Source organism: Burkholderia sp. BCC1998, assembly GCF_905339875.1.
In the GTDB taxonomy this organism is placed as follows: domain Bacteria; phylum Pseudomonadota; class Gammaproteobacteria; order Burkholderiales; family Burkholderiaceae; genus Burkholderia.
On the sequence record NZ_CAJPHE010000001.1, the window covers coordinates 368,701 to 390,240 of the forward strand.

16 protein-coding genes are annotated in these 21,540 nt (G+C 58.3%); 12 read left to right on the plus strand and 4 right to left on the minus strand.

The annotated features are described in order from the left end of the window. Positions 1–70 precede the first annotated feature (70 nt). The 8 genes from U5A56_RS01620 to U5A56_RS01655 all read left to right on the plus strand — a co-directional run bounded on the left by U5A56_RS01620 (position 71) and on the right by U5A56_RS01655 (position 11,011). Entirely contained in the window at positions 71–883 is an 813-nt protein-coding gene (locus U5A56_RS01620; RefSeq protein ID WP_124529023.1) for an ABC transporter permease, read from the plus strand. A 17-nt stretch (positions 884–900) separates the two neighbouring features. Then, positions 901–2,283, plus strand: a complete 1,383-nt coding sequence (locus U5A56_RS01625; protein ID WP_321920785.1) for an ABC transporter ATP-binding protein — start codon at positions 901–903, stop codon at positions 2,281–2,283. A 31-nt stretch (positions 2,284–2,314) separates the two neighbouring features. Next, positions 2,315–2,920 carry an acyltransferase gene (locus U5A56_RS01630; RefSeq protein WP_321920786.1) on the plus strand — a complete coding sequence of 202 codons (606 nt, stop codon included), beginning with the start codon at positions 2,315–2,317 and terminating at the stop codon, positions 2,918–2,920. Positions 2,921–3,061: 141 nt separating this feature from the next. Next, positions 3,062–4,123, plus strand: coding sequence for a hypothetical protein (locus U5A56_RS01635; RefSeq protein WP_321920787.1), 1,062 nt, complete (start codon positions 3,062–3,064; stop codon positions 4,121–4,123). A gap of 166 nt (positions 4,124–4,289) precedes the next feature. Then, the gene (locus U5A56_RS01640; protein ID WP_321920788.1) at positions 4,290–6,512 is read left to right on the plus strand and encodes a glycosyltransferase; all 2,223 of its coding nucleotides are present in this window, start codon (positions 4,290–4,292) and stop codon (positions 6,510–6,512) included. 29 nt (positions 6,513–6,541) lie between these two features. Further along, positions 6,542–7,624, plus strand: a complete 1,083-nt coding sequence (locus tag U5A56_RS01645; RefSeq protein ID WP_321920789.1) for a glycosyltransferase family 4 protein — start codon at positions 6,542–6,544, stop codon at positions 7,622–7,624. Positions 7,625–7,697: 73 nt separating this feature from the next. Beyond that, positions 7,698–9,761, plus strand: a complete 2,064-nt coding sequence (locus U5A56_RS01650; RefSeq protein WP_321920790.1) for an acyltransferase family protein — start codon at positions 7,698–7,700, stop codon at positions 9,759–9,761. 95 nt (positions 9,762–9,856) lie between these two features. Continuing rightward, a complete protein-coding gene (locus U5A56_RS01655) occupies positions 9,857–11,011 on the plus strand; it encodes an acyltransferase (RefSeq protein WP_321920791.1) in 1,155 nt (384 codons plus the stop codon). A 56-nt stretch (positions 11,012–11,067) separates the two neighbouring features. On the opposite strand, the gene U5A56_RS01660 is transcribed toward U5A56_RS01655, so the two are convergent. The 3 genes from U5A56_RS01660 to U5A56_RS01670 all read right to left on the minus strand — a co-directional run bounded on the left by U5A56_RS01660 (position 11,068) and on the right by U5A56_RS01670 (position 14,650). Beyond that, positions 11,068–11,940, minus strand: coding sequence for a Stf0 family sulfotransferase (locus U5A56_RS01660; protein WP_321920792.1), 873 nt, complete (start codon positions 11,938–11,940; stop codon positions 11,068–11,070). 75 nt (positions 11,941–12,015) lie between these two features. Beyond that, positions 12,016–13,122 (minus strand): glycosyltransferase family 4 protein, encoded by a 1,107-nt coding sequence (locus U5A56_RS01665; RefSeq protein ID WP_321920793.1) that lies wholly within the window; start codon positions 13,120–13,122, stop codon positions 12,016–12,018. Between the two features lie 79 nt (positions 13,123–13,201). Further along, the gene (locus U5A56_RS01670; protein WP_321920794.1) at positions 13,202–14,650 is read right to left on the minus strand and encodes a mannose-1-phosphate guanylyltransferase/mannose-6-phosphate isomerase; all 1,449 of its coding nucleotides are present in this window, start codon (positions 14,648–14,650) and stop codon (positions 13,202–13,204) included. 571 nt (positions 14,651–15,221) lie between these two features. Here U5A56_RS01670 and U5A56_RS01675 point away from each other — a divergent pair. The 4 genes from U5A56_RS01675 to U5A56_RS01690 are packed head-to-tail and all read left to right on the plus strand — an operon-like array spanning position 15,222 to position 20,338. Beyond that, the gene (locus U5A56_RS01675) at positions 15,222–16,406 is read left to right on the plus strand and encodes a glycosyltransferase family 1 protein (RefSeq protein ID WP_321920795.1); all 1,185 of its coding nucleotides are present in this window, start codon (positions 15,222–15,224) and stop codon (positions 16,404–16,406) included. A 49-nt stretch (positions 16,407–16,455) separates the two neighbouring features. Beyond that, on the plus strand, positions 16,456–17,421 hold the full coding sequence (locus U5A56_RS01680) for an NAD-dependent epimerase/dehydratase family protein (RefSeq protein WP_321920796.1): 966 nt from the start codon (positions 16,456–16,458) through the stop codon (positions 17,419–17,421). 4 nt (positions 17,422–17,425) lie between these two features. Then, positions 17,426–18,442 carry a glycosyltransferase family 4 protein gene (locus U5A56_RS01685; RefSeq protein WP_321920797.1) on the plus strand — a complete coding sequence of 339 codons (1,017 nt, stop codon included), beginning with the start codon at positions 17,426–17,428 and terminating at the stop codon, positions 18,440–18,442. 12 nt (positions 18,443–18,454) lie between these two features. Further along, complete coding sequence (locus tag U5A56_RS01690) at positions 18,455–20,338, plus strand: nucleoside-diphosphate sugar epimerase/dehydratase (protein ID WP_321920798.1); 1,884 nt, start codon at positions 18,455–18,457, stop codon at positions 20,336–20,338. A gap of 82 nt (positions 20,339–20,420) precedes the next feature. Here the strand turns inward: U5A56_RS01690 and U5A56_RS01695 are convergent, their stop codons facing one another. Beyond that, positions 20,421–21,527 (minus strand): glycosyltransferase, encoded by a 1,107-nt coding sequence (locus U5A56_RS01695; protein WP_321920799.1) that lies wholly within the window; start codon positions 21,525–21,527, stop codon positions 20,421–20,423. Positions 21,528–21,540: the final 13 nt, after the last annotated feature.

Here is a 21,540-nt window from a genome sequence, read left to right on the forward strand (position 1 = left end):
ACGTTCGCGAGGCGCGTGTCATTCGAGTCCGCCTTCGAAGGGACTCTAATTAATTGGGTATCGAAAACCGATGCAGGACAAAGCACATCACTCCGTCGGGAGTTCACTGAGGTTGGCGTGGATGCTTGCGAAGCGAGATCTGAAGAATCGCTACGCCAGCTCGTACGCGGGTACGGCATGGAACGTCGGCGTACCGCTGCTTTACTCCCTCATCAACGTGGTCGTGTTCTCGATCCTGATGCGGGGACGAATGGGGGCCCAATACGGTGACATTCCGTTTGCCCTTTTCTATTTCGTGCCATTCTCGCTGTGGACAGTATTCACCGAAGTGACGGGGCGCAGCACCGGCATCCTGCGGGAATACAGCTATCTCATCAGCAAGATCGCGTTTCCGGTCTGGGTCTTGCCGCTGATTCCACTCACGTCGGCGCTGATCAGTCAGGGCATCATTTTTGTTTTCGTAATCGGCCTGTTGATCATTAAGGGTGTCGTGCCGGGAGCCATGATCTGGATGTTTCCCATTATCTGGGCGCTCTCGCTTGCGATTTCGATCGGCTTTGCCTATGGCATCTCGGCCATTTCGGTCTATGTCCCGGACATGGTGCCGATCGTTCCGCTGTGCACGAACATCATCTTTTGGCTCACGCCGATCCTGTATCCGGCGACGATGGTGGAGGCATCGCGCATGATCTGGATGCGCAACATCGTAATGACGCTCAATCCGTTCTACTACATGGTGGAGACATCTCGGCAAGCCGTGTTTCCCGGGATTCCGTTCAATTGGGAATATGTCGGAATTCTGATCGTTGTAGCGGTGGGTGCCGTTGCGATCGGTGCATATATTTTTCGCAAGCTGAAGCCTGGCTTCGCAGACGTCCTTTAAAGGTCAAGAGTTAGTTCATGTCGACACAAGATCGCTCCAAGGTTATCGAGCTGAGCAATATCAGCAAGATCTACCGTTCGTATTCTTCGCCGCGACATCGCTTGCTCGAGTTGATGTCGGCGGGCAAGAGGCAATATTTTCGCGAAACTCGTGCGCTGGACGACGTTTCATTCTCGCTTGAGAAAGGCGACCGATTCGGTGTAGTAGGGGAAAACGGCAGCGGCAAGAGTACGCTCCTGAAGGTCCTGGCCGGCGTACTCAATCCGAGTACCGGTTTGGTCAATGTCTCCGGGCGCGTATCGGCGCTTCTCGAACTGGGCGCAGGGTTTAATCCGGAACTGTCTGGACGTGAAAACATCGTCCAGTTCTGCATGCTGCATGGCATGCTGCAAGAGCAGGCCATTGCCGCTCAGCCGGAAATCATCAGGTTCAGTGAACTGGGCGATGCAGTCGATCATCCCGTCAAGACATACAGCAGCGGGATGGCAGTGCGGCTCGGGTTTGCATGCGCAGTCTACGTGCAACCCGACATTCTGATCGTTGACGAGGCGCTGAGCGTCGGCGATGCATACTTTCAGAACAAGTGCCTGCACAAGATCCGCACGATGCTTGATGAAGGGACGACGTTCATCTACGTGACGCACGCTGCGGATTCGGTGCGTGCACTTTGCAATCGAGGCCTGTGGCTCGAGAAAGGGCGCGTTCGACTGCTCGGCAGTTCGAAGCAGGTCGGCGCCGCATACCAGAGTGAAGTGTTCAGCCGGATGGTGCGAGCTGGTATCGACGTCACCGAAGTCGATGACGACGACGTCTCGGCGGATACGCAAGCCACGGCCGGCGAAACGGTGACGACGCGTACGCATGTGCGCCCCGACAAGGCCCGGACGCGCGCATTTTCATCGCGTGTCGAGCCGTTGCGTACCGGCACCGGCGAGATCCGGATTGACGATATCAGCGTAATCGATCCGGAGGGCAATGAGTGCGACACCATCGACATCGAGAAGAAGATGCGCGTTCGCGTTTTCTTTCACGTGGTATCGCCGCCTCCCGAGCGCAGTTCCCTCGCGCTTGGCATCACCGATTCATCGGGGCGACAAATCCTGCATTTCAGTTCCGCAGTACAGGACGTGTTCCCGTCGGAGGCGACACCGCATATCCAGCATATGATGGAATTCACCTTCGCGAACCCGCTGTGTCCTGGCGAGTATGGATTGATCGCGGGGGTCGGTGTGACCACGGAGCATCCCGAAAATCGAGGGCAGAGTCTCGTCACGACCGTGATTGATTACTGCGTAGGCGGCGCACGGTTCGCAGTGCGATTCCCCGACGAAGTGGTAAAGCGGGATTTGTGGGGCGTTGTGCACGTGGACTACGATGTTTCGATGCATTCGCTCGATTGAGCGATCGCGTCGTTGCCAGTCGGATATTCACATGTTTGAGCGTCTTAGGACAAAAATCCGGGAACGATTGATTGAAGCCGTGACCGATCGTGTGATCTCGCGTCTTGCTGAATCAGCGGACTTCACGGCTCAGGTTGCCCGGCGCGTGGTAGCCGAGCATTCGCCCAACGCGTCGCAGTCCGTGCCATGGGAGTCAGATTCCGTCGTCGAGCGCCTCATCGAGCGGATGACACCGGGAATCGCGCAGCGACTGGTCATGACGCCGGTCGTGTTCGGAGGTGAATGGGATCGCATCTCGCTCGGAGAGGGCGTGCAATTGGTGAACACGCTGATGAATGTGTCATCAGGGCGCATCGTCATTGGCGATCAAACGTTCTTCGGTCATAACGTCAGTCTAATTACGGGTACGCATCCGTTGACTGAGCAGATGTCCGCCCGGCACGACTATCCGCGGGCAGGGCGCGATATCGTGATCGGGAAAGGCGTTTGGATTGCATCCAACGCGATCGTCGCGGGCCCGTGTACGATCGGCGACCATGCGGTGATCGCCGCGGGCGCAGTCGTGACGTGCGATGAAGTCGAGGCGGGTTGGCTGTATGGTGGCGTTCCAGCGCGCAAGATCCGGAAGTTGATTTGAGTGTACGCGCGGAGCTTCAGGGCGACCTCGATACAGCAGACCTTTCGCACTGTCGAACGAAAGCCGAGGACGGAAACTTCGTGAGCACCGCGCCTGGTCGCGGCAGAGAATCATTGAGCGTATTTTGAGAGTTGACTGAATATGAAGGCTGAAATTAGAAAGGTGGTGCGAGCCGTTGCGAACTGGCCGGTAGTGGGCCGACTCGTACGCATCGTGGTCGCCGCGATACGACTCCCAGAGTTCCGCGCTGACGTCATGCATCGTCAGGACGTTTATGAACGAGATCAGCTTCCGATGCTCTTGCGCACGTTGTCGGAGCTGAACGATCGTCAACGGTTGATCGATAACGACCAAGACAACCTCGTACGATCGGTGCCCGTTGCGTTGCGACGGCTTCATGCGGACGTCAAACAACTGAAGGCCGTACTCGAAGAACGCAAGGCCGCGGACCATGACGCATTGGCGAAGCTGCGCGAAAGTGCGGACGCACGCCTGTCGGAAGTCGAGGCGCTTGCACATCGACTGGACGAGCGCTTGGGCGGCATGGACGACTCTGTTCGGTATCTGCTTGGCCGCGTCGAATTCGTTCGCCGGGAATTGATGTTCGAAATGCGCTACGGCGCTTCGTCGCCGGGCGAGAAGGAAGACACGCTGAAGGCGAAGACAGAAATCATCGCGAAGGAGAAGGTGGCCGCAGCAGCCAGCAACGGTCAGTTGCGGCTTAATCTGGGTTGCGGCCATATCGCGCTCGATGGCTATTTGAATGTCGACCGCCGAGCATTGCCGGGTGTCGATATCGTCTCGGAGGTCGACGAACTGCCCTTCGAGAATGGTGAGTTGACTGAAATTTTCTCCGCGCACCTGCTTGAGCATTTTCCTCAGGAGCAGATGGCCCGCGAGTTGCTGCCATACTGGTTCGGCCTTCTGAAGCCGGGCGGCGAGTTCCACGCCGTCGTTCCCGATGCACAGGCGATGATGAAGAACTACATCGATGGTGACTATCCGTACACATACCTGCGCGAGGTGACGTTCGGTGGTCAGGATTACGACGGCGATTTTCACTTCAATATGTTCACCCCTGAATCCATGTCGGGTCTTCTGAAGGAGGCGGGGTTTGTCGATATTTCGGTGATCGAGACTGGGCGCCGCAATGGGAACTGCTACGAGTTTGAGATCGTGGCGAAACGTGCGATACCGGCCTAATGCAACGTCTGCGATCGAGCGCAGTCGTCGCCCGCCTTCGTTCGGTCAGGCCCTCGATGGCCGCGACGAAACGAAACGGCAAGCATACCGAACCATCGAATGTGCGAACGACGCCGCTTTGTCGAGTATCACCATCAAACACTGTACCGAAAGATCGAGGTAACCCATGTTGAGCTTTTCGATTGTCATAAATACGCTCAATCGTGCCGAATTGTTGCAGAAGACGTTAGAGAGTTTTCGCTGGATTCGGTACGCTGGTGACTTCGAAGTCATCGTAGTCAACGGGCCGTCGACTGATGGGTCGGCGGACGTGATTTCGTCCTGGTCGTCGTTCATCCGCGCCGGGACGTGTCCGGTCGCGAACCTGTCGGTTTCTCGAAACGTCGGCATCTGCATGGCCGAAGGTGACGTCGTTGCCTTTATCGATGACGATGCGATCCCGGAGCCGGAATGGCTCACGCAACTCGCGGCAGCCTACGACTCTCCAGAAATCGGCGGTGCGGGTGGACTCGTGTTCGATCAGACGGGTTACACATTCCAGTATGAGTACAGTACCGCCAATCGCTTGGGAAATTCGAACTGGGCCGCAAAGAAGAGTGCCGAGCATCTGTGTTTCCCGGGATCCTATGAATTTCCTTACCTTCAGGGGACAAACGCATCATTTCGGCGGTCAGCCCTGATGGAGGTGGGCGGCTTCGACGAGGAGATCGAGTACTACCTCGATGAAACGGAGCTGTGCTGCCGATTGGTCGACGCCGGATACGTCATTCGTCAGTTGTCGAATGCGTACGTGCACCATAAATTTGCGCCGAGCCATGTTCGCGACGATCACAAGATCACGCGTTACCGGTATCCGGTGATCAAGAACAAGATCTATTTTTCGCTCAAGCACGCACGCAAATATCTGCCGCTGGAAGAGATCTTCGACGACAACCGGAAGTTTTCGCAAGGACACCAAAACGATATTCGCTTCCATATAGACGGCGGCCGTCTTGACAAGTCGGAACTCGACAAATTCAAGGAGGAGAATGCCCGCGCCTGGGATACCGGCGTTGAACATGGATTGAACGGGCACGCGGAACTGATCACCGCTGAAAAGAAGGCGCGTGTCGCTGGCGAATTCAAGAAATTCCAGACATTCGGTGATTCGAGTCAGGACGCAATTGTGTTGATCGCGCGTGATTATCCGCCGGCTCAAGCAGGTGGAATTGCCACGTTCAACAAGGATCTTGCCGAAGGGCTCGGCTCGGAAGGCCGAATCGTTCACGTGATTACACAGAGCCCGGATTTCAATCGTGTCGATTTCGAAAATGGCGCGTGGATTCACCGTATCGTAACGAAAGAGATGGGGCGTTCCAGCGATGCCGTCGAGAGGAATATTCCCGCCCACATCTGGAACTGGTCGGCAACGGCGCTCGAGGAAGTCGAGCGCATTGCGTCGCATCGCAAGATCGGCGTGATCGAAGCGCCGATCTGGGACTGCGAGGGATGCGCATTCCTGTTCGACGGTCGTTGGCCGGTAGTGACGAGTTTGCACACGACGCTGCACTTCTGGATTCAGACGCATCCCGAGTACGCCGCCGATGCCGCGTGGATGAAGTCGTTCGGCAAGCCGATGCTCGCGCTGGAGCAGGAAATGATGACTCGCGTAAATGCGGTTCGCGCCAATAGTCGCGCGATCGTGACCGAGATCGAGGCCGCGTACGGATTCAAATTCGATCAACAGAAGACGATCGTCGTGCCGCACGGTCTTGCGGCAAATGCGCCCACGTCGAAGGGGAAGCCTACGTCAAACCCCGATGTTGTCACGCTGCTGTTTGTCGGTCGACTTGAGCCGCGCAAAGGCATTGACGTGTTATTGGAGGCGCTTCCGGATGTACTCTCAGAAACACCGAACCTGAAGGTGCGGGTGATCGGTGATGACACGCTGCCGGGTCCGACCGGACGTCCCTTCAAGGACGTTTTTATCGATTCGGATGCTGGGCGCAAGTGGGGCGATCGTTTGTCGTTCGAGGGCCGTGTGCCGGATGAGGTGGTGCGCGCGGCTTATGCCGAATGCGACGTCTTTATCGCCCCGAGTCGATTCGAATCGTTTGGTCTCGTGTTCCTCGAGGCCATGCGCGAAGGAAAGCCTGTGATCGGATGCGCCGCGGGCGGGATGCCGGAGGTGGTTTCGCACGATGTCAACGGATTACTAGTGACACCAGGTGACGCGAAGTCGCTTGCGCAAGCAATTCGGCGGCTTGTCGACTCGTCCGAACTGCGTGAGCGTATGGGGGCTGCCGGAAAACGCCTGTTCGCGGAGCGGTTTACGGCAACGCGTATGGCATCCGAGAGCTCGGCACTTTATTCGCTTGCGATCAACAACCACCTCAATTCGGTTGCGTAATGAAAGTCTCATACGTGAACGGAATTTGCGTGAAGAACGACGCAATTTCCAACAGCATCCGTGACGAAGTACGCGCTTTGCGCAAGAGCGGTGTCGACGACATTCGCTTGTACGCGTACGCATGCGAGTATGAAGACATTCCGTCGACGGTGGTGTCTGACGTCAGGGATATTGCGTTCGATCCGCATTTTCTGACGAGTGATGTCGTCATCTTTCACTTCGGCATCTACTATCCGCTGTTCGATCTGTTGTCGATCGTTCCGGCGAACGCACGACGTCTGGTGGTGTTTCATAATGTCACGCCGCGGGAGTTCGTCAAACCGGAAAGTCGTGCACTGATCGACCAGTCCTTTTCGCAGATGTCGAATATTGCGTGGGCCGATCACGTCATCTGCGTGAGCGATACGAATCTCGAGGTGCTCCGCAAGGCCGGTATCAACACGCCTGCCACGGTGTTGCCACTTGCAATTCACTCGATGTCGCACCCTCCATCGAGAAAGCCGAGCGTTGTGGACAATATCGTACGCATCGCGTTCATAGGCAGGTTCGTGAAGTCGAAAGGGCCGCATGAGTTGCTGATGGCGCTCAGCAACGTATTGGCATCGAACCCGACATGCGGACTCAAAGTCGATATGGTCGGCAATCTGTTGTTTTCGGATCCTGAACTTCTGGCGCAGATCGAGACGATCATTGCCGCGCTGGTGCGACAGTATGGCCGACGCGTCGACGTTAACATTCATGGTAACGCTTCGGAAGAGCAGAAGCACGAGATCCTGCAGGATGCCGATTTGTTCGTCTTGCCGACCTATCACGAAGGATTCGGAGTTCCGATTGTCGAGGCGATCTCCAACGGATGCTATGTCATCGCCTACGACAACTCCAACGTACCGTCGGTGACGAACGGCTTCGGTCGACTCGTCGACACGGGCTGCATTAACAGTCTTTCCGCAGAGCTTGCTCAAGCAGTGGAGAAAGTCACGTCGGCTGCATGGCGCGGTCAGGGTGGCGAGAGTTATGAGACGTTTGTTAGACATGCGACCCGGTATGCTGAGCAGTTTTCGCCGACCAGGGTAGCAAGGAATTTCGTCAATCTCGTAAGCAAGATCCAATAATTCAAGGCGGCCTGCCTGCGTGGGATGTCGCTCGGGCAGTGATAAAGGCGCCCAATTTTTAAGATAACTAGCAATGGCGAGTGCGAAGACAGCCTATTTTCCATATATCGACGGCCTACGTGCATTGGCGGTATTGTCCGTCATGCTTTTCCATCTGAACGCCCATTGGCTTCCAGGTGGCTTTTCCGGGGTCGATATCTTTTTCGTGATCTCCGGATTCGTCGTCAGTTCCTCGGTCGCGAATCTCGGTTCGATCTCGATCGGGCGATTTCTGCTGTTGTTCTATGCACGGCGGATGCGGCGAATTTTGCCTGCACTGATCGTCGTGTTGCTGGTGACGGGACTCGTTTCCGCATTGTTCATCCCGTCGTCGTATCTGAGTGATAAGAGCCAAAAGACCGGTCTCTATGCATTCTTCGGTCTGAGCAACTTCATTTTGGGCTCGGTCGGCAACGACTATTTTTCTCCGACCGCTGAATTCAATCCATACACGCACACTTGGTCGCTTGGCGTTGAGGAGCAGTTCTATCTGGCCTTTCCGTTTTTGTTCTGGGCTTGGCTCGCACGAAAGAACTGGCGACATCTGTCGGTCATTCTGATTGCTGCGGCGTTCGGTGCGTCCTTCGTGTGGGGGCACTGGCTCGGGCAGGCGAATCAAACGCAAGCGTTCTACTTCATTTTTGGTCGATTCTGGGAGCTGGCCGCTGGCGTTTTGCTGTACCAATGTTTCGTGCTCTCGGGGTTCATCACGAATGAATCGGCTCGAGCGCCTGCTACCGCGGGCGCCAAGATAGGGGCATGGATCTCGTTAGCGACGGTGATGGCCGGACTCGTGATTTCGAAGTCAGATCATTATCCGTTTCCTGGTGCGATCATTCCAGTGATCGGCACGGTCGGCTTGCTGGGATTTTTGTATCGTCGCGAGCATGCGGGTTTCATCTCGACGGTACTTGAAAGTGGTCCGGCTCGGTTTGTGGGGCGAATTTCCTATTCGCTCTATTTGTGGCACTGGCCAGTTTACGTGGTGTTGCGCTGGACGGCGGGGCTTGAGTCGCCGCTCGCGATCGTTTGCGCCATTGTGCTGACGTTCGCGTTGGCGATGGCGTCATACCGATTCATTGAGGAACCGTTTCGACATGGGTTGTCGGCAGCCCGAATTCCGCGCCTCGTCATCGTGGGATGCGGACTTTGCCTGATGATTGGCGGCGCGGGGCTGTCCTCAATGATGGCTGAAGCTCAACCCAAGTTTTCCCTGAGCACCGTGACTAGACACGGAGACGATTGGTATCCGTATGGAACCGACACGAATCCCGCTTTCCCCGGTTGTCATACCGACGTCGCGCCTCAGGACGTGCAAGGTGGGCAGCTCTGGGTCTATTCGCGTAAAAACTGCGATCTGCCGGTGAAGAGTTCGCATCGGGTCTTCGTAATCGGCGACTCTCATGCGATGGCCTATTCGGGAATGTTCAAGCAATTCGTCGTGCAAACAGGTGTAACGGTTTACGCTTACAACAATGCCGGTTGTCCGTTTATTAGTTTGCAGCCGTGGCGCGAGAACGGAAACCCGGTCTGCCATCAGTACGGCGATTCGGCGTTGAAGGATATGCTGGCGAAGCTGCAGCCTGGTGACGTGGTTTTCCTGCCCTCATTGCGTTTGCCCCGAATGATCGATCAATGGGCTTATTTTGGCGACGAGACTGCGCGGAATCAGTTGTTTGGTGACGAGGCAGTCAAAGGCCGAACTCGATCAGTCGAAGAGGCCATTCCGATACTGCAGGATATAGAGAAGCGTGGTGGCAAAGTTGTGCTGGAAGCACCAAAGCCGATTTTCCGTATGGTTCCATATCGTTGCTCGGATTGGTTCAATCGGCACAATCCGATTTGTGAGCGCGGTCCGTTGATCAGTCGTAGTGAAATCGATGAAATGCGAGCTCCGATTCTGAAATCGTATGAGCAGATGGAAGCGAAGGTGCCGAATGTATATACTTGGGATCCGCTGCCGATGCTGTGTTCGGATAAGGCGTGTTCAGCATATGACGGCAGAAGACCCCTGTTCTTCGACGGAGACCATATTAGCGGATACGGCAACTTGCGCGTACTACCGGGCTTCGAATCGCTAATGTTGAAGTTGTTGTAATAGTTTCGAGTCGGCAAATTTGAGTCGTGCGTCACGCGTATCGCAGATATTTGCGCTACGCGTGACGTAGCGGCAAAGGGTGATCGGCGGAAATCATGGCCACTGTTCCGGAGCACGGAGTTCGAATCCCTCGCCTTGCTGAGATCAATGGGCTGCGCGGAATCGCCATTCTTGCGGTTGTCTGGCATCACTTGAGTTTTGTGCTTGTGCCGACGCCGCCGCGCCTTTGGGGCATGCCTACCGAGCTGGTACTATGGAATGGTTGGATGGGCGTGAACCTGTTCTTCATCCTTTCGGGTTTCGTGCTCTATTTGCCGTATGCAGCCGGTAAACGGAGCTTCACCGGGCGCGAAGATGTTGCTCAGTTCTACAGGCATCGCTTCCTTCGCCTGATGCCAATGTATTTTCTTGTCGTGGTGGCGACGTTCGCTCTGAGCGGACAATTCGTCAATGCAAATGAACGGGCGATCCGTGAGATCGTCCGGTGCCTGACCTTTACGTTCCCGCTTTTTCCGGATACGTACTCGCCATCTTCGAATTGGGCGCTCTGGTCCGTTGGAACAGAAGTGCTGTTCAGCCTGATATTTCCACTCTTGGTCGCGATTGCAGAGCGGATCGGCTTGACGCGACTGCTTGGCTTTGCAATTGTTTTCTCATTGTGCGTCCGGCTGCTCCGGAGAATTTACTACCCGGTATTCTTCGGGCCGGACTGGATCATCGACGCACTTCTCGTTGGCCGACTCGATGAGTTCGTTATCGGCATGTGGCTTGCGCGCTCTTATGTGATCGGACAATGGCCGCATGGTCACCGCGTTCTGCCTCTTGTTGCGACGGCGTTGCTGGTTGTGGCAACTTGCGGTTTTACCGGGTGCTTCGACAAACGGATTCCGGCGGAATGGACGGCCGTCCTGAACAACGTGCTCGATATCGCGTTGGCGCTGTTTATCGTCACTGCACTGAGCGACCGGTCGCTGCTCGCAAGGTTATTGCGTTCCCGTGTGTTGCAGGTGTTCGGCATGGGATGCTATAGCGTCTATCTTTGGCATCTGCCCGTACTGCGCGCGTTGCAGATCGATCTCGGCGGGGCGGGGGCGATACGTATCGCCTGCTTCATTGGGGCGACGGTATTTCTTTCCGCGATGACGTATCGTTTCGTGGAGTTCAGGACTGTCAATTCGTGGCGGCAGCTCTTTCTTGCTGAGCCGCGCGAAGACCGAATGCGCTCGATGATCAGGGGCGCAGGAGGATGAACTCAGGTAGCTATTGTGTAGATTGCAGGGTACCTGCGCGTCGGCAGATATCTCGCTTATTTGGGATCCTCGGTTCGCCATCGTTGGTTGCCGAAGAAATCGACCCAGCGCTCTAGGCCGGCGCCGAGCATTGCACGATTATCACGCCGTCCGATGTTGAGAAAATCTTTAGTAAAGCGCTCACGAATATCTCGATAAACGTCGCTCAATCGGTCGGATATTTTATCCAGGCCTCCGCTGCGGCTCAAATGGGCGCTGGTTATCTCGTGCGCGGGAGCGTTGAGATGATCGGCCATCGCCGTAAGGAACTTGGACGGAGAAGCTATTAGTGATTCGTACGTCATCCGCAGCGGTTGGATGCCGGTCTTGTCGAAATACGCGTCCCAGTTAGCTTCATGTGATAAAAGCATCATCAGCTTCGTCAGGATCGCGAAGAAGTCGTATCGAACTTCCGGCAGAGATATGCCTGAATCACTGCCTGTCGGCATGTGCCATACACCGGTTTCGTCCGCAATGTAGAGGGATACGGCTTGCTTGATCGAATTTTCTCGCCGGATATAAACCCAGCGATGGTTGGGCAGGATGTCGTCCAGCGTTGCGTAGCCGTCAACGCTGCTTGCCAACCAGTCATCGAGGTGCGCACGATGATCGTGCATGATCTTTGAACCGAAAATACCATTGGCACTTCGATCGAGCACCAGCGTTTCAAAATTTTCTTCGAAACGTTCCCCAGGTGTTACACCAAATGGTGACTGTTCGGAGTAGGGATACTGGAAGTACTCGGTCGGTCGTCCAATGCCGGCGCCGGTCAATGCATTGGACAAGACGGTACTGCCGCAGCGAGGGGTAAATGCGATCGTAAAGGTTCTGTTTATGCCGGCTTGTTCCAGCCGGCTCAGGAGCGTTGTTTTATCAATGCGCTGCGACATCGTTTGCTTGCAAGGGAATTGATTGGCCTGAGGCGATTCGGCCGCGCTGGTGTCTCCGCCGTCGCCGTCGCACCCTTACCGGGACAATTGATGGTAAAGATCGACGTAGCGATCGATCATCTGTCCGGCGGTTAGATTTTGCTCGAATCGCTGGCGTGCATGTTTACCAAGTGTTGCAGCCAGGTCGGAATCGTTCCACAGGGTGGTCATTGCAGCGCGCAGGGCGGCGGGATCGTTCGGGGGAACAACCAGTCCCGTCTTGCCCGCGACATTCACATACGAGGTACCCGTGCCAATCTCGGTGGAAACCAACGCTTTGCCGAACATTGCTCCTTCGACTAGCGAGATGCCGAATGCCTCGGCGCGGAGGTGCGACGGAAACGTGAGCCCGTGGCACATACTCAGAAGGGCAACCTTGTCTTCGTCGGGCACCGCGCCGACGAATATCGCACGGTCACCCAGCCCGAGGCGTGCGGCTTGGGCCTTCAGCTCGCTCTCGACTGGCCCGGCTCCGACGATTACCACCTTCATCGACGTATTGACGAGCGCATCCAAGAGGATGTGCAGGCCTTTGTAGTAGCGCAAATTGCCGACGAACAGGAAGAATTTTGAACCTACCCGGTTGTGCCAATAGGCGACTCGCTCTGGGTCGACCGTAGGGTAGCGAGTTTCATCGAGACCGATCGGAATGACGTCAACCTTGTCCTTGAATTGACGCAATACGGGGCTTGTCTCGAGGTAGTTTGGCGATGTCGCCACGATTCGATCGACGTCGCGCAGAAAGAGGCGCTGCAGTGGCTTGTAAGCCTGAAGCAGAACCTTCTGCCGCGTGATGTCGGCATGGTACGTGACGACAGACGGCTTCCGACAACGCGTGGCGAAATGGACGACATCCATGAAGGGCCACGGAAAGTGGTAATGGATGACATCGGCCCGTCGGGCCAGTTCGGCAAAGCGCTGGAATGCCGCAATCGAGAATGGAGAGGACGCAATCTGGACGTTCACCTTGGCTCGATGGTGAACATGGTCGCCAAAGTCGACGGAAGTCGTGTCCGTGCTAACGGTCAGGACTTCACTGGTGATTCCATGCTTGCTAGCGCCCGAGCATACCTGGCCGATGAGTTCTTCTACCCCTCCCATCGAGTCCGGGCGGTAGGTCTTGTAGAAATGTAAAACGTGCATATCGCTTCAGGTCACCAAAGGAGCGCAAACGGCAGGGGGCGATATCGTATCGCCCCCTTGAGTATTGCGCCGCTTGGTGTCAGGTTGCAGGCGCCCGTCCGTAGACGTCCTCGAAGCGGACGATATCGTCTTCCCCGAGATATTCTCCGCACTGCACTTCAATGAGTACGAGGTCGACGACACCCGGATTGATCAGCCGATGTTTGTGCCCAGCGGGAATGTATGTCGACTCGTTCGGTTGTAGCGAAATGACGCGTTCACCGTTGACGACATCTGCACATCCGCGCACGACGATCCAGTGTTCGCTGCGATGATGGTGCATCTGCAACGACAACGACGCCCCGGGCTTGACGACGATGCGCTTCATCTTGAAGCGATCACCTTCTTCGAGCACCGTATAAGTGCCCCACGGACGATGAACCGTCCGATGTATTCGATACGCGTCGTGATTCGATTGCTTCAACTGCGCGACGATTTGCTTGACGTCCTGCGCGCGGTCGCGCCGGGCGATCAACAGTGCGTCGGGGGTGTCCACGACCACGAGATCCTCGACACCCACTGCACCGATCATCCGGTCTTCGGAACGGAAATAGCAGTTCGACGTATCGTGCAGAAGGGCGGCGCCTTCAATCCGGTTGCCTTGATCGTCGGGCTGGGTCAGGTCGCTGATGGCGAGCCAGGAGCCGATGTCGCTCCAGCCGATGTCGCACGGCACGACTGCCGCCCTCTTCGTGCGCTCCATCACGGCGTAGTCGATCGAGATGTCCTTTGCCGTTTCGAATGCTGTGCGCGTGAGTTCCACGACGTAATCCTCGCCGCTCGAGGTCCAGCTTCCATCGGGGATGGCTTGCTTGACCGGCTCGGCAACGTCGGTCGCCAGCGTTTCCATTTCGTCGAGCATCGTCTGGGCCGCGAAACAGAAAATGCCGGCATTCCACGCATGTTGACCGTCACTCGCAAGCTTTGCAGCCACTTCGGCGTTCGGTTTCTCGACGAAGCTGACGATGTCGCAAGCGTCGGTTTCTTCACGCGTGCCGCGTTCGTACTGGATATAGCCGAAGCCCGTTTCAGCGCGGGTCGGCTTCACGCCGAACGCCACCACCTTGCCGGCATTGGCTGCTTCCGATGCCTTCTGGACCGCCGCATTGAACGCTGTGAGATCGTTGATCAAATGGTCCGCCGGCATGACGAGCATGACCGCTTCCGGACCATGGCGCTCACGCACGACCAGCGCAGCGGCTTCGATCGCTGCCGCGGTATTGCGCGGCACCGGTTCGAGTACGAACCCCATCTTCACACCGTCGTGGCGAATTTCAGTGCACTCGTCCTTGGTCAGGAAGTATGTATCGCGATTCGTGACGAAGACGATTTCCTCGACGCCTGGAATGCCGCACGCGCGAAGGTAAGTCTTTTGCAGTAGAGATTGACCGTCCGCCAGCTTGAGCAGGGGTTTCGGAAACGCTTCGCGCGATACCGGCCAAAGGCGGGTGCCCGCGCCACCGCAGATGATGATGGGAACAATGCTCATGTGAACGTAAGCGGCAGGAATCTATGGTGCAATGGGCGATTGTAGCCGAGATTCCGCTGGCTCCCGCCCTATCCGACGCAATAGGTTACAAACTTTTTGTGGTTCGTCGACGGGGCGCGAGTCCTGTACTAGCCCAACCGGAGCTACACCGGACCGCTTCGGCGGCTTCTGTATTCGCGTCGACTAGGGATACACCGGCTCGCACGATCATTGACTGCATTTGGCGACATAATCGTGCCCTTTTCGAGTCTGACCCGCGCCACAAGTAAGCGCGCCGTCCGTGTCGGAGGAACGGGGGGCGTCGTGCACTACGTAGAAGTGGTGCGGTGTGCAAGGTGATTGTCGGGCACGCTTTCATGACAGGCTGGGTGTTAAGCTATTGCCCCCGTCCGTGGCCGCTATTGCTTGACATGACCTCGGTATTCCGTGCGTTTCGTTCCCACTCGGCAGAATCCGTTGCGGGTGCGGCACGACGAGGATCTCGCAATCGAGGCAAAAGCGCGGCGATCGATGGTTAACTGCCTCCTCTGGCAAACCTCAAACAGTCTCCAATCAGGCGTTAGTGGACCGCATGAAGCTCGTTTTTGATCTGAATTCTCTGCGACCTCCTAGAAGCGGTGTCGGTTACTACACCCAGCATTTGCTGGAAGGACTGCGAACGCAACGGGATATCGAAGCTCTGGCAGGATGGATCGGTCCGAAAGTATACGAGGACGACAGCCTTAGCGAATTGATGTGCGATCAATCCGCCCTGAAAAAGGCGGCTCGGCTGACCCGCGGGCCGGTAGCGTCCGCAGTTCGTGCGGCGCGGAATGTTCCAGGAGTCTATGAGGCGCGCACATTGCTCAGGGGATTTGCTTCGGCGCGGCCGCGCGATGAATTTGCAGCTCGCGGTTATATCTATCACGAGACAAATTTCATCGCGTCCCGGTATCGCGGACCGACCGTCGTTACGATTCACGATCTATCGCATCGCCGCCATCCGGAATTTCATCCCAAAGCCGCCGTTAAATACGTAGACGACGGACTACCTCGGACTCTGGAGCAGGCGCGGGCCGTGATTGCAGTGAGCCACTACACGAAGCAGGCCATTCATGAGATCTACGGCTTGCCGGACGACAAGGTGATCGCGATCCATCTTGGCGTGGAGCCCTGTTTTAGGCCTCGGGGCGAGGACGAATGCGAGTCGGTGCTATCGCGTTTTGGATTGCGCTACCGGGGCTTCGCACTATCGGTATGCACACTTCAGCCCCGGAAGAACCTGCGCCGTCTCGTGGAGGCGTTCTCGCGCTTGCCGGCTGCGGTCCGCCAGGCGTTTCCCCTCGTACTGATTGGCGCGGAGGGTTGGATGAATTCGGAGCTGATGCGGGAAATCGAACCTTTGGCCAAGCGCGGTCAATTGATCGCACCCGGATATGTGTCCCGCAACGATCTCGTGCAGTTGTTCGCATCCGCGGCGGTATTTGCGTACCCTTCGCTTTACGAAGGATTTGGTCTGCCGGTGGCGGAAGCGATGGCGAGCGGCGTACCCGTACTGACCTCGAACGTCACTTCGTTACCCGAGGTGGCTGGAGGAGCGGCATGGGAGGTCGATCCGTATGCTGTTGACGCCATCGCGGATGGTCTCGAACGCACGCTGGACAATGAGTCACTGCGTGGCGAACTGGTTGCAAAGGGCTTGCGCCGGGCAACCGCCTTTACCTGGTCCGCGACGGTCGAGAAAACCTGCGACGTATACCGTTCGGTGGTGGCATGAATACTGCAACAGCGCGACATGCAGTCGTGCCGTTCATTGGAAGGTATGTGTGATGCGAATTGCGATCAGCGGTGCAAACGGATTCGTGGGGCGCGCCGTCAGTTTACGTGCCAACGCACAAGGCAATCACGTGATCGGACTGGTGCGTCGGCCCGGTGTGTGCGAGTCCTACGTTCATGAGTGTGTGATTGGCGACGACAACTTTGCCGGTGTTGCGAATGGTTTCCCCGCGCTCGACCGTTGCGATGCCGTTATTCACCTAGCTGCTCGCGTCCATGTTATGCGGGATCGAGTGGCAGACCCGCTTGCCGCCTTCAGGGCAGTAAATGTCGAAGGGTCCTTGAACGTCGCAAGGGCGGCATTGCGAGCTGGTGCCCGCCGCTTGGTATTGGTAAGCAGTATCAAGGCGCTGGGAGAGGGGGAGCCGGGACGGCCGTGGCGCGAGGACGACGAGCCGATGCCGACAGATCCGTATGGCATGTCAAAACTCGAGGCTGAACTGGCGATCCGGGAATTCGGGCAAACGCAAGGTCTTGAAGTCGTCGTTGTGCGACCGCCCCTCGTCTATGGCCCAGGCGTCGGCGCCAATTTTCTGGGGCTGATGAAAGCGGTCGACATGGCGATTCCGCTTCCGCTGGCGAGCGTCACCGCTCGCCGCAGTCTCGTGTATATCGAAAATCTGGCCGACAGCCTGCTGCGATGCGCAAGCGATCCACGCGCTGCCGGTGAGTGCTTTCATATCGCCGATGACGACGCTCTTTCCATCGTGGAGCTATTGCGCGCGCTCGGCGATGTGCTCGGCAGGCCGACGAGGCTGTTTCCAGTGCCGGTTGCGGCGTTGCATGCGCTTGGCAAACTGACTGGTCGACATGCTGCTGTCGATCGTCTAACGGGTAGCTTGCGGCTCGATACCGCCCACGTGAAACGCACGTTGGACTGGCAACCTCCGTTCACGACGCAGCAGGGACTCGAAGCGACCGCTACATGGTATCGTTCGCGCGGTACCCAAATATAAACACATGCTTCTCGCAACTCCCTCATGGATCACTGCAGCTGCGGTGACGTTGGCCACCGTACTTGCGTCCACGGCCATCCTGCGCATGCTGCTCGCGACCGGCCTCGCGTGGCGCCTTGCCACCGACATTCCGAACGACCGTTCGCTCCATACGCTGCCGACGCCGCGCGTCGGCGGATGGGGCATCGTACCGGTCTGCGTCGTTGCGCTGTTCGCGCTGGCGCCGCACTTGTGGCTGATCGCCGTCGCCGCCGCCGGACTCGCCGCGATGTCGCAGATCGACGACCGGCGCGGGCTGCCCGCCCGCGTGCGGTTCTCGGCGCACCTCGCGGCGGTCGTCGCGCTGATCGCCGTGTTCCCGGCCGACGCACCGTGGTGGCTGCTGGTCGGCATCGGCTTCGCGATGGTGTGGCTGACGAACCTCTACAACTTCATGGACGGCGCCGACGGCCTCGCGGGCGGCATGGCGCTGTTCGGCTTCGGCGCATATGCGGTCGCGGCGCTGACCGGCCCGATGCCGTCACCGGATCTGGCCGTGGCCGGCTCGGCTGTCGCCGGCGCCGCGCTCGGCTTTCTGCTGCTGAACTTCCATCCGGCGCGGCTGTTTCTCGGCGACGCGGGTTCGATTCCGCTCGGATTCCTGGCTGGTGCGCTCGGCTATTGGGGCTGGCGGGCCGGCGTCTGGCCGATCTGGTTTCCGGCGCTGGTGTTCGCGCCCTTTATTGCCGACGCATCTGTAACACTTTTGAGACGTCTGTTACGTGGCGAAAAGTTCTGGCAAGCGCACCGGGAGCATTATTATCAAAGGATGGTCCGGGCGGGCGTAGGTCACCGCCGGACCGCTCTTTATTGGTACCTCATCATGCTCGCGGGCATAATCGTCGCCGTGTGGGCAAAGGGCCGCCCGGAACTGCAGCAGTGGCTGTCGTTCTTCGCGTGGTACGGCGTCCTGGCATGTATCGGACTGGTAATCGACATGCGCTGGCGCCGGTTTCAGTCGGCCGCCGAAAATAACTCTTGAGGTTTCCTGCCGATGTTGCGATCCAAAGCATCATGGCTTTCGCTGAGCGCTTTCCTATTTGACCTGACGGCGGTCACCGCCGCGTGGTTGTTCGCCTATCTCGTCCGATTCAACGGCAGCGTTCCGTCCGATTTCATGGGCGGCGCGCTGACGGCGCTCGTCTGGGTGCTGCCGGTCTACGCGCTGATGTTCCATGTGTTCGGCCTGTATCGCGGCCTGTGGGTGTTCGCGAGCCTTCCGGACCTGGTTCGGATTTCGAAGGCAGTGATTGGCGGCGGCGTGATCGTGATGATCGGCGCCGTGATGTTCCAGCCGTCGCCGATCATTCCGCGCTCGGTGCTGCTCGTGTCGCCGCTGATGCTGTTCCTCGCGATGGGCGGCGCCCGCGCGCTGTACCGCGCAACGAAGGAGTTCTACCTGTACGGCGGGCTCGTCGGGCAGGGCAAGCCGGTGCTCGTGCTCGGCGCCGGCACGGCCGGCGCGAGCCTCGCGCGCGAACTGTCGCGTTCGGGGGAATGGCGTCTGGTGGGCCTCCTCGACGACGATCCGACCAAGCAGGGGCGCGAGATCTACGGCTACAAGGTGCTCGGCTCGTTCAACGACCTGAAGCACTGGACCGATGCAATGAAGGTCGAATACGCGATCATCGCGATTCCGTCGGCATCCGTTGAAACACAGCGCCGCGTTGCGACATTGTGTGTGCGCGCCGGCGTGAAGGCGATGGTGCTGCCGTCGCTGACCGCGCTGATGCCGGGGCAGGGGTTCCTGTCGCAGGTGCGCAATATCGATCTCGAGGACTTGCTCGGACGCGATGCCGTGACGATCGACACGCCGCACGTCGAGGCGCTGCTGCGCGGTCGCGTCGTGATGGTAACCGGCGCGGGCGGTTCGATCGGTTCCGAGCTGTGCCGGCAGATCCTACGTTTCAAGCCGGCGCAACTGGTCGCGTTCGATCTCTCCGAATATGCGATGTACCGGCTCGCCGAGGAACTGCGAGAGCGCTTCCCCGACCAGCCCATCGTGCCGATCATCGGCGACGCGAAGGACTCGCTGCTGCTCGACCAGGTGATGTCGCGCTATGCGCCGCATATCGTTTTCCACGCGGCCGCGTACAAGCACGTGCCGCTGATGGAGGAGCACAACGCGTGGCAGGCGCTGCGCAACAACGTGCTGGGCACCTATCGCGTCGCCCGCTCGGCGATCCGCCACAACGTGCGCCATTTCGTGCTGATTTCGACCGACAAGGCCGTCAATCCGACCAATGTGATGGGCGCGAGCAAGCGGCTCGCGGAGATGGCGTGCCAGGCGTTGCAGCAGACGAGCGAAGGCACGCAGTTCGAGACGGTGCGTTTCGGCAACGTGCTCGGCAGCGCCGGCAGCGTGATCCCGAAGTTCCAGCAGCAGATCGCGAAGGGCGGCCCGGTGACGGTCACGCATCCCGAGATCACGCGCTTCTTTATGACGATTCCGGAAGCGTCGCAACTCGTGCTGCAGGCGTCGAGCATGGGGCACGGCGGCGAGATCTTCATTCTCGACATGGGCGAGCCGGTCAAGATCGTGGATCTCGCGCGCGATCTGATCCGTCTCTACGGCTTCTCGGAAGGGCAGATCCGGATCGAATTCACGGGGCTGCGTCCGGGCGAGAAACTCTACGAGGAACTGCTCGCGGATGACGAGACGACCACGCGCACGCCGCATCCGAAGCTGCGGATCGCGCGGGCCCGGGAAGTGCCGGACCATCTGCTCGACGAGCTGTTGCCGTGGCTGATGCAGCACCGCGTGCTGAGCGACGACGAGGTGCGTCGGGATCTGCGGCGCTGGGTGCCGGAATATCAGACGACCGTCGCCCCGGTGCTGCAGAGCGTGCCGATGGCGCGAGCCGTATCGAACGAATGAGCGCTCGCGGACGCCGCCCACGTTGGCCCCGAGTATGAAAAAAGCGCCCCGCGAGGCGCTTTTTTCGTTTTGGGTGCTGGACTCACTGCCCGCGCCTTTCCTTCCTCACCACCATCCACCGCGGCACCCTGAACCTGACGATGCTGAGATAAAGCCACACATACGTCAGCGCGAACAGCACGACAAAAACGAACAGATGCACCGTGTGCCGCCAGAACAGCGTCGCCGGAATCACCGCAACGAGGCACAGCAGCCAAAGATAAGGCGACGTCAGCGAATTGCGCCGCGTGAGGTCGTGCGCATGCTTCGTCCCGACGGCCCAGCGCATCAGCCGCTTGTACACGAGCATATGAAGATGCACGCCGTCCGGAATCCCGGGCGACATCCCGCGGATGAACTTCTTCCGGTAGATCGAGAAACACGTCTCGAAGATCGGATACATGAACAGCAGCACCGGATACCACGCCGACACTTCGCGATTGCGCATCACGAGCATGATCGCGAGTTCGGCGAGCATGAAGCCGATGAAATACGCGCCGCCGTCGCCGAGGAAGATCAGCCCGGCGGGGAAATTCCACAGGAAGAAGCCGAGCACGGCGCCCATCATGATGATCGACGCGGACATCACGACCGGGTCGTTGACGTGGAACGCAACATACGCAAGCGACGCGAACATCATGAAGCTGACCATCGACGCGAGGCCGTTGAAGCCGTCGATGATGTTGATCGCGTTGGCCAGCGCCGCGACCGCGAGCACCGTGATGAACGCCGAAATGGCCACGTAGCCGAGCAGGAAGTCGAGCGGCGGCACGCTGATCCGCTTGACCGCGATGCCCAGCAGCCAGAACGCCAGCGCGGCCGCGCCCATCGTGCAGAGCAGCCGCGCGCGCGGCGACACGCGCTTGGTCAGGTCCTCGACGAGGCCCGACAGGAACGCCGGCATCCCGCACGCGACGATCCCGAGAATGCTGCCGGCGATCGTCGGATAGCGCCGCGACACGAGCAGCGCGGCAATGACGACCCCGGCGAGGATCCCGATGCCCCCGACACGCGGCACCGGCCGCACGTGGAATTTCTGCACGCCGGCCAGGTCGCTGTCGACCGAGAATTTCTCGTGCAGATGCGCATAGCGCACGATGAACAACGTGACGAGCAGGGAGACGATGAAGCCGGACGCGAAGCTGAGCATGGGATCGCTCGAA

What these genes read in the sequence shown, in the direction of transcription:
- U5A56_RS01650 (WP_321920790.1), top strand. Translation starts at nt 7,698, where the DNA reads ATGGCGAGTGCGAAGACAGCCTATTTTCCATATATCGACGGCCTACGT.
- U5A56_RS01685 (WP_321920797.1), top strand. Translation starts at nt 17,426, where the DNA reads ATGCTTCTCGCAACTCCCTCATGGATCACTGCAGCTGCGGTGACGTTG.
- U5A56_RS01620 (WP_124529023.1), top strand. Translation starts at nt 71, where the DNA reads ATGCAGGACAAAGCACATCACTCCGTCGGGAGTTCACTGAGGTTGGCG.
- U5A56_RS01655 (WP_321920791.1), top strand. Translation starts at nt 9,857, where the DNA reads ATGGCCACTGTTCCGGAGCACGGAGTTCGAATCCCTCGCCTTGCTGAG.
- U5A56_RS01665 (WP_321920793.1), bottom strand. Translation starts at nt 13,122, where the DNA reads ATGCACGTTTTACATTTCTACAAGACCTACCGCCCGGACTCGATGGGA.
- U5A56_RS01660 (WP_321920792.1), bottom strand. Translation starts at nt 11,940, where the DNA reads ATGTCGCAGCGCATTGATAAAACAACGCTCCTGAGCCGGCTGGAACAA.
- U5A56_RS01675 (WP_321920795.1), top strand. Translation starts at nt 15,222, where the DNA reads ATGAAGCTCGTTTTTGATCTGAATTCTCTGCGACCTCCTAGAAGCGGT.
- U5A56_RS01640 (WP_321920788.1), top strand. Translation starts at nt 4,290, where the DNA reads ATGTTGAGCTTTTCGATTGTCATAAATACGCTCAATCGTGCCGAATTG.
- U5A56_RS01630 (WP_321920786.1), top strand. Translation starts at nt 2,315, where the DNA reads ATGTTTGAGCGTCTTAGGACAAAAATCCGGGAACGATTGATTGAAGCC.
- U5A56_RS01695 (WP_321920799.1), bottom strand. Translation starts at nt 21,527, where the DNA reads ATGCTCAGCTTCGCGTCCGGCTTCATCGTCTCCCTGCTCGTCACGTTG.
- U5A56_RS01625 (WP_321920785.1), top strand. Translation starts at nt 901, where the DNA reads ATGTCGACACAAGATCGCTCCAAGGTTATCGAGCTGAGCAATATCAGC.
- U5A56_RS01670 (WP_321920794.1), bottom strand. Translation starts at nt 14,650, where the DNA reads ATGAGCATTGTTCCCATCATCATCTGCGGTGGCGCGGGCACCCGCCTT.
- U5A56_RS01635 (WP_321920787.1), top strand. Translation starts at nt 3,062, where the DNA reads ATGAAGGCTGAAATTAGAAAGGTGGTGCGAGCCGTTGCGAACTGGCCG.
- U5A56_RS01690 (WP_321920798.1), top strand. Translation starts at nt 18,455, where the DNA reads ATGTTGCGATCCAAAGCATCATGGCTTTCGCTGAGCGCTTTCCTATTT.